This is a genomic window from Streptomyces sp. IBSBF 2435 (assembly GCF_036815005.1).
Taxonomy (GTDB): Bacteria; Actinomycetota; Actinomycetes; order Streptomycetales; family Streptomycetaceae; genus Actinacidiphila.
This window is the reverse complement of the sequence record NZ_JAJSYW010000053.1, coordinates 26,932-34,185: the sequence shown is the minus strand read 5'-3', so window position 1 is coordinate 34,185 and position 7,254 is coordinate 26,932. Positions and strand designations below refer to the sequence as shown.

The following is a 7,254-nucleotide window of genomic DNA, read 5'->3' as shown; positions in this document are numbered from 1 at the left end:
GCCCACGCCTGACCCCCCGCGCACCCGCCCCGCAGGGGCGCGGGGAACTGCGCGGCCAGCCCACGTACCGCCGTGTCCGGATGGACCGCGCCCCTGGATGAGCACCCCCTGCCGAAGGGGAACCGCACCACCCCGCGCCCGGGGAGAGGCCGGCCCCCGGCCAGAATGCTCAGACCCGCCTGAGATCTTGCGCACTCCCGCCCACCCCCCGACATGGACGGGACCGGGGCCTCTACCCTGGTCACGTCGGCGCGTACCCCGAGCGAGGGACGCGACCTGCTCACCAGGAGGGCGGCACCGTGCTGCGCACCATGTTCAAGTCCAAGATCCACCGCGCCACCGTGACCCAGGCGGACCTGCACTACGTCGGCTCCGTAACGGTCGACGCCGACCTGATGGACGCCGCCGACCTGCTGCCGGGTGAACTCGTCCACATCGTCGACATCACCAACGGCGCCCGCCTGGAGACCTACCTCATCGAGGGCGAGCGCGGCTCGGGTGTGATCGGGATCAACGGCGCGGCAGCGCACCTCGTGCACCCCGGCGACCTGGTCATCCTGATCAGCTACGCCCAGGTCGACGACGCGGAGGCCCGCGCCCTGCGCCCGTCCGTGGTCCATGTCGACACCGCGAACCGGATCACCGCTCTAGGTGACGACACCGCGGAACCGGCCCCCGGCACCGACGCCGTACGCCCCCCGCACGCGGCGGCCCGTGCAACCGTCTGACCCACCGCCAAGGTCCACACGGGCCCCGGCACCGACCGCGAGGTCGGCTACGCCGCCGTCATCACCGCGGCGCCCATGACGGGCCCGGACACCGGGCGTATCCCACCGCGGGCGCCGCGTGCGGCAGAGGTCCAGCGGGCGCGCAACCGCGCCAGCTCCGCGAGCTCTTCGGCCGTCCACGGCCGGTCGCCGTGCTCCTGCACATATGCGCGCAGAGCGGCGTTCGCTTGATCGAGACTTCCCCCGTACATGTGAACCACCCTAGACGGGGGCACTGACAATCCCGAATCCGCCGAGCACCGGGCGTACCGGCACCGCCACGGTCAGCCAGTGCCCCGTCCACCCCCTCTGACCAGCCGAGGACAGCCCTGAGGGGCGCGGAAACGACGATTGTCGGCGCCTGCTGCCATGCTGAGTGTGAGAGAGGACACAGCGTCCAAATCCGACAGATCGATCGCCACACCGATCACTCGGCCCACGGAGGTATCCAGCATGCTCACCAATGACTACGTGCCTGGCGCACCCAACTGGGTGGACCTGGGCAGCCGCGACGTGGCGGCGGCGGCCGCCTTCTACGGTGACCTGTTCGGCTGGCAGTTCCGCCGGGCGGGGTCGGAGATGGGGGGCTACGGGATGTTCCAGGAGGACGGTGCGACCGTCGCCGCCCTCGGCCCGCTCCAGGAGGAGCACGCCCAGCCCGCCTGGACGGTGTACTTCCACACGCCCGACGCGGATGCGACGACCAAGGCCGTCGAGCAGGCCGGCGGCGGCGTCCGCTTCCCGCCGATGGCCGTCGCCGACCAGGGCAGGCTCGCGGGTTACACCGACCCGGACGGTGCCGAGTTCGCCGTCTGGGAGCCGGGGACGCTCGTCGGCCTGGACAAGGTCGGCGCGGGAGGCCTGTGCTGGACGGAGCTCTACACGACGGATTCGGCGCGGGCCAAGCAGTTCTACGGCGCCGTCTTCGACTGGGACTTCGAGGACATGCCGCTGCCTGGCGACGCCGGCTCCTATGTGGTGGCGTCCCGGTCCGGCGGCGGCCAGGAGGGCTCGCACGGCGGCATCATGCAGCTCGGTACGGACGTGCTGCCGGAGGGCACGAGTTACTGGCAGCCGTATTTCTCGGTGTCCGACGTGGACGCGGCGGTGGACAAGGCCGTCGCAGGCGGCGGCGCGGTGCTGATGCCGGGCACCGACCTCGCGGGTGTCGGCAGGCTCGCGCTGCTCAGGGACGCAGAAGGCGCGTTCTTCGCGCTGCTGCGCGCGGCGGATCCCGCGGTCCCGGCGGATGCGGGGTCCTGACCGCTGCTCAGCCCGCGCCGCAGGACCACGCGGCCAGCCGCCGCCGGCTCTCGAAGCGGACCGCCCGACCGGTCAGCGGGTCGGTGAATTCCAGCGCCCGCGCGAGCAGTTGCAGCGGCCGCGACCAGTCGTCCGCAGCGGTCTCCGGCAGCAGCAGGGGATAGACGGGGTCGTGCAGCAGCGGCAGTCCCAGGCTGTTCATGTGCAGCCGCAGCTGATGGGTGCGCCCGGTCGCGGGCAGCAGCAGGTAGCGGCCCAGCCCGCCGCGTTGGGCGAGCAGCTCGACTCGGCTCTCGGCGTTCGGCGGCCCGTCCGCCCGCTCCTCGGCCGCGATCCGCCCGCGTTCCTTGACGATCCGGCTGCGTACGGTCAGCGGCAGCCGCAGCGCCGGGTCGTATCGGGCGGCGCCCTCGTACTCCTTGCGGACCCGCCGGTCGCGGAAGAGCGTCTGGTAGGCGCCGCGGTCCTCGGGCCGCACGACGAAGAGCACCAGCCCCGCGGTCAGCCGGTCCAGCCGGTGGGCGGGGGAGAGCAGCGGCAGGCCGAGATCGCGCCGCAGCCGGGTCAGGGCGGTCTGCGTGATGTGCCGGCCGCGCGGCGTGGTGGCGAGGAAGTGCGGCTTGTCGGCGACGACGATGCGCTCGTCGCGGTGTACGACGTCCACCGGGTACGGCACCTCGGCCTCGGGCGCGCAGTCGCGGTGGAACCAGACCCAGCCGCCCGGCTCGTACGTCGTCGTCACGCCGACCGGCCCGTCCGCGGTGACGAACCGCCCCTCGGCGAGCATCGCCTCCACCCGGTCGGCGCCGATCGCGGAACCGTAGCGCTCAAGCAGATGTTCACGAACGGTCGTCCAGCGCCCCGCCCCGTCCCCGGGCAGCCTCAGCCGTACGGCATCCACCCCCGCGCGCTGCGCCAGCGGCGACGGCGGCGGTCTGCGGCCTGCCCTGTGAGCCACGCCTCCCGCACCTCTTCCGCCCGTCCCACCGACCGCGCCGGATCGCAATCCGCGCCGCCCGGCGGGCACACACAGGAAGGTCTACGTGCCCCAGGCAGGATTCGAACCTGCGACACCGGCTTTAGGAGAGCCGTGCTCTATCCCCTGAGCTACTGGGGCCGGGCTTGCAAAAAACCTGGACGAGCACCTGCGAGCAGGCACCGCCCGGCCGTTGGCAAGGAGCCTGGCCTGCCGCTGAACGGTGGCCAAGGACAGGGTAGCGGATGGGGGACGGGTGGCGCGGAGGTGCCGGGGGTCTGCGGGCCGGAACAGATGCCGTGCGCCCGCGCTGCCGGCCCGTTGGCTCTACCGTGGGGCGATGCGCAGGCGGTACGGCCCGTGGGCGTGAAGGGGGGCGCGGTGGATGCGGAGTTGACGGCGCTGGCGGCATCGGGGGCGACCACGCTGGTCGGACTGATGGCCTCGGACGCCTGGACCCAGGTACGCGGCCGGCTGGCGCGTTTCTTCGCCCGCAGCGGCGAGGCCGGGCCGGTGGACGCGGAGCTGGAACTGTCCCGGCAGGAGCTGTCCGCGGCCGGGGCGGCGGACGACGTCGAGGCCGAGTGGCGAGCGCGGCTGCGCCGTACGCTCCGGGCGGACCCCGCGGCTGCGGACGAGCTGCGCCTGCTGCTCGCGGAACTGGACCCGGCGGCCTCTCGCGGGACGACGGTCACCGTGCACAACATCATCGGCGGTGGCGTCCAGCACGGGCCGGTGATACAGGGCCAGAACTTCGGCGCCGTCACCTTCCATGCCCCGGGCTCCGTGCCCCCGCGAGTCATCCCGGACGCGGCACCGGAGCCGCCGCCCGATGAGGCGGGAACGGGCAGGTGAGCCGCGTCCGGGAATAGGCGGGGACACCTTTCTGTTCGAGTGGTTGAACAATCAACCAATTGGACGGTGGGTGAGATGCAGTTCGGGATCTTCACAGTCGGCGACGTCACCACGGACCCGACGAACGGACGGACGCCGAGCGAGCACGAGCGGATCAAGGCGATGGTCACCATCGCGCAGAAGGCCGAGGAGGTCGGGCTCGACGTGTTCGCCACGGGTGAGCACCACAACCCGCCGTTCGTGCCGTCCTCGCCGACCACCATGCTCGGCTACATCGCGGCGCGCACCGATCGTCTGATCCTCTCGACGTCCACCACGCTTATCACCACCAACGACCCGGTCAAGATCGCGGAGGACTTCGCGATGCTCCAGCACCTGGCGGACGGCCGTGTCGACCTGATGATGGGCCGCGGCAATACCGGTCCGGTCTACCCGTGGTTCGGCAAGGACATCCGGCAGGGCATACCGCTCGCCGTCGAGAACTACGCCCTGCTGCACAAACTGTGGCGGGAGGACGCGGTCGACTGGGCCGGGAAGTTCCGCACACCGCTGCAGTCCTTCACCTCCACCCCGCGCCCGCTCGACGGAGTTCCGCCCTTCGTCTGGCACGGCTCCATCCGCAGCCCGGAGATCGCCGAACAGGCCGCGTACTACGGCGACGGCTTCTTCGCCAACAACATCTTCTGGCCGAAGGAGCACTTCAAGAAGCTCATCGGGTTGTACCGCGAACGCTATGCGCACTACGGGCACGGCTCGCCCGATCAGGCGATCGTCGGACTGGGCGGTCAGGTGTTCATGCGAAAGAACTCGCAGGACGCGGTGCGCGAATTCCGGCCGTATTTCGACAATGCGCCGGTCTACGGCCACGGCCCGTCCCTGGAGGACTTCACCGAACAGACGCCGCTGACCGTCGGCTCGCCGCAGGAGGTCATCGACAAGACGCTGACCTTCCGCGAGTCCTTCGGCGACTACCAGCGGCAGCTGTTCCTGATGGACCACGCGGGGCTGCCGCTCAGCACTGTGCTGGAACAGCTCGACCTGCTCGGCGAGGAGGTCGTCCCCGTACTGCGCCGCGAATTCGCCAAGGGCCGCCCGGCGCACGTGCCGGAAGGCCCCACCCACCAGACGCTGCTCGCGCGGCGCGACGCCCAGGAGGTCGACGCATGACCAAGCGCCTTGTCGTGATCACCGCGGGCCTCGGCCGGCCCTCCTCGACCCGGCTGCTCGCCGACCGCCTGGCCGCCGCGACGCGGCGGCAGGTCACGGACAGCAATGTCGACAGTCCCGGCGCCTTCGACGATGTCGAGGTCAGGGTCGTCGAGCTGCGCGACCTCGCCAACGACATCGCCCAGAACATGGTCACCGGCTTCCCCGGCCCGCAGCTGCGAGACGCCGTCGACGCCACCACCTCCGCCGACGGCCTGATCGCGGTCACCCCGGTCTTCACGGGCTCCTATAGCGGCCTGTTCAAGTCCTTCTTCGACATTGTCGACAAGGACGCTCTGGCGGGCACTCCGGTCCTGATCGCGGCGACCGGCGGCACCGCCCGCCACTCCCTGGTTCTGGAACACGCCATGCGCCCGCTCTTCAGCTACCTCAGGGCGGTCGTCATGCCGACTGCGGTGTACGCGGCGACCGAGGACTGGGGCGCCGCGGGCGACGACACCCTTGCGACGCGTATCGAGCGCGCCGCCGCCGAACTCGCTGCTCAGATCGCCGCCCGTCCCGCGTCCCGCCCGGAGCCGGAGGAAACGTTCATTCCGTTCGACCGGCAACTCGCCGCCCTGACCCCGAAAGACTGAGTTGCGGGGACGCGGCTACGCCGAACCCACCCCCGCGGCACCCGGTTGACGCCGGTCGTCGAGGAATTCGACGACCGCGAGCGCGGCGAGCGCGACAACCGAGATCCAGATGACGACCAGGCCGGTCGGATAGGGCCACAGCAGCAGTGCGAACGCCGCGCCCGCGACGACCACCCACCGCAGTGCGCGGCGGTAGCGGTGCACCCACAGCCCGACCGGCCCGGTCGTCGTGACCCCGATGGCCTGCCGTACCGCGGCGATCGCCGTCTCCCACGCGGTCGTGACCCGCACCGCCCAGCGCCCCGTACCGCTCAGCCACGCCCCGGCCGCGACCACAGCCCCCAGTGCGATCATCATCCGCACAGTCACCCGCAGAAAACGCACGATCTGGTCATAGATCGCACCAGCGGCCGCATCATCCAATTCTGCGGGCAGATGATCCAGATAGCGGACGCGGAAGACCGCGAGCCCGATCCCGAGCACCGCCATACCCGCGGCAATGCCCAGTGCCGCCGCGGCCAGGGCGCGGCGCCGGCGCGCGGCGAGCAGTACACCGCCGACCGCCAGGACCACCGTGACGACCGGCAGCCAGTTTCCGGCGATCTGCAGCGCCCGGAAGCCGGTCCGCACCTTCTGCACATCCCGCGACTTCACAAGGGTGAAGTCGGTTCGCACCTCCGGGATGAGCGACGCGGCGCTCAGGCCGCTGTCCAGCAGCCGCTGCTTCACCTGCGCGACGACCGGCGCAAGGTCGAGCACGACAGCGTCGCCCCGCACCCGCACTGCCGAGTCGCTGTCGCCCGTCAGCGCGCCGGTGAACGCCGCATGCGCCTGACGGTTCAGCTTCTCCCAGAGCGACGCGAAGGCGTCGCTCGCCACGAAGCTCGCCACCGCCTGCCGTATGACATCCCTGATACCGCCGGTGATCGGCCCGCGCAGACTGCCGAGGGCGTCCTCCAGCAGTGGCCGGTCGCGGGGAGTCACGTCGGACAGCAGCGAGTCGAGGTCGATCTTCGCCATGGCGGCGTCGGTCACCCGATCGGTCACCGCGTCCCTGACGTCGGGGTCCCGGGCGAGCGGAGCGACCGTCGCGACATACCGGCCGGTGTCGGCCATCTCGTCGGTCACCCACACGGCGACGGCGCTGAGCGGGGCGAGCACCGCGGCCAGTGTGATCAGCAGCGCGGACAGGGCGGCCCGCCACCGTCGTTGCGCCGGGAAACGTTTGCGCAGCGCAAGCAACTCGGAGCGTTCGTCGGCGCTGATGGGCCCGTCGCCCGAGCCGGGAACGCCTCCGGCTGGCCCGTCAGCGCTTGTCGCCATATGCGTACTCCCTCACCGCCGGGCCGGGGGTCGCGGCCTCTGCCTCCCCGTCAGCCAACGGCTCCGCGGCCGCACCCGCGCGCGCAACTGCTGCGTACGGGTGTCGGCGACACTCACCCTCCCGGGTGGCCGCGGACTACACCGGCTGACCGCGGTCCGCTCATCGGGTCACGCCGAACGGGTGAGGTGCGTTAGCCGGTTCGACGCTGCGGTAGTGATGGGTGTGCAGGTGCAGCACCACACTCCGTGGCCGTCATCGCCACCAGGG

8 protein-coding genes and 1 tRNA gene are annotated in these 7,254 nt (G+C 71.4%); 5 read left to right on the top strand and 4 right to left on the bottom strand.

What is annotated here, in order from left to right; translation table 11 throughout:
• The first annotated feature begins 299 nt into the window (after positions 1-299).
• On the top strand, positions 300-728 hold the full coding sequence (gene panD, locus V7E46_RS13220) for an aspartate 1-decarboxylase (RefSeq protein ID WP_333768589.1): 429 nt from the start codon (positions 300-302) through the stop codon (positions 726-728).
• A 47-nt stretch (positions 729-775) separates the two neighbouring features.
• On the opposite strand, the gene V7E46_RS13215 is transcribed toward panD, so the two are convergent.
• A complete protein-coding gene (locus V7E46_RS13215) occupies positions 776-979 on the bottom strand; it encodes a hypothetical protein (protein ID WP_329178277.1) in 204 nt (67 codons plus the stop codon).
• A gap of 241 nt (positions 980-1,220) precedes the next feature.
• On the opposite strand from V7E46_RS13215, the gene V7E46_RS13210 reads away from it, so the two are divergent.
• Positions 1,221-2,030 carry a VOC family protein gene (locus tag V7E46_RS13210; RefSeq protein ID WP_333768588.1) on the top strand — a complete coding sequence of 270 codons (810 nt, stop codon included), beginning with the start codon at positions 1,221-1,223 and terminating at the stop codon, positions 2,028-2,030.
• Between the two features lie 7 nt (positions 2,031-2,037).
• Here V7E46_RS13210 and V7E46_RS13205 read toward each other — a convergent pair whose 3' ends face one another.
• A complete protein-coding gene (locus tag V7E46_RS13205; RefSeq protein WP_333768587.1) occupies positions 2,038-2,988 on the bottom strand; it encodes a pseudouridine synthase in 951 nt (316 codons plus the stop codon).
• Positions 2,989-3,074: 86 nt separating this feature from the next.
• A tRNA-Arg gene (locus V7E46_RS13200) sits at positions 3,075-3,147 on the bottom strand.
• 240 nt (positions 3,148-3,387) lie between these two features.
• Between V7E46_RS13200 and V7E46_RS13195 the strand changes: the two genes are divergently transcribed.
• From V7E46_RS13195 to V7E46_RS13185, 3 genes are all read left to right on the top strand, one after another.
• On the top strand, positions 3,388-3,861 hold the full coding sequence (locus tag V7E46_RS13195; RefSeq protein WP_333768586.1) for a hypothetical protein: 474 nt from the start codon (positions 3,388-3,390) through the stop codon (positions 3,859-3,861).
• A gap of 75 nt (positions 3,862-3,936) precedes the next feature.
• Positions 3,937-5,028 carry an LLM class flavin-dependent oxidoreductase gene (locus tag V7E46_RS13190; RefSeq protein ID WP_333768585.1) on the top strand — a complete coding sequence of 364 codons (1,092 nt, stop codon included), beginning with the start codon at positions 3,937-3,939 and terminating at the stop codon, positions 5,026-5,028.
• Positions 5,025-5,663, top strand: a complete 639-nt coding sequence (locus V7E46_RS13185) for an FMN reductase (protein ID WP_333768584.1) — start codon at positions 5,025-5,027, stop codon at positions 5,661-5,663. The genes V7E46_RS13190 and V7E46_RS13185 overlap by 4 nt, the downstream gene beginning before the upstream one ends.
• Positions 5,664-5,678: 15 nt before the next feature.
• On the opposite strand, the gene V7E46_RS13180 is transcribed toward V7E46_RS13185, so the two are convergent.
• A complete protein-coding gene (locus tag V7E46_RS13180; RefSeq protein ID WP_333768583.1) occupies positions 5,679-6,986 on the bottom strand; it encodes a hypothetical protein in 1,308 nt (435 codons plus the stop codon).
• Between the last annotated feature and the right edge of the window lie 268 nt (positions 6,987-7,254).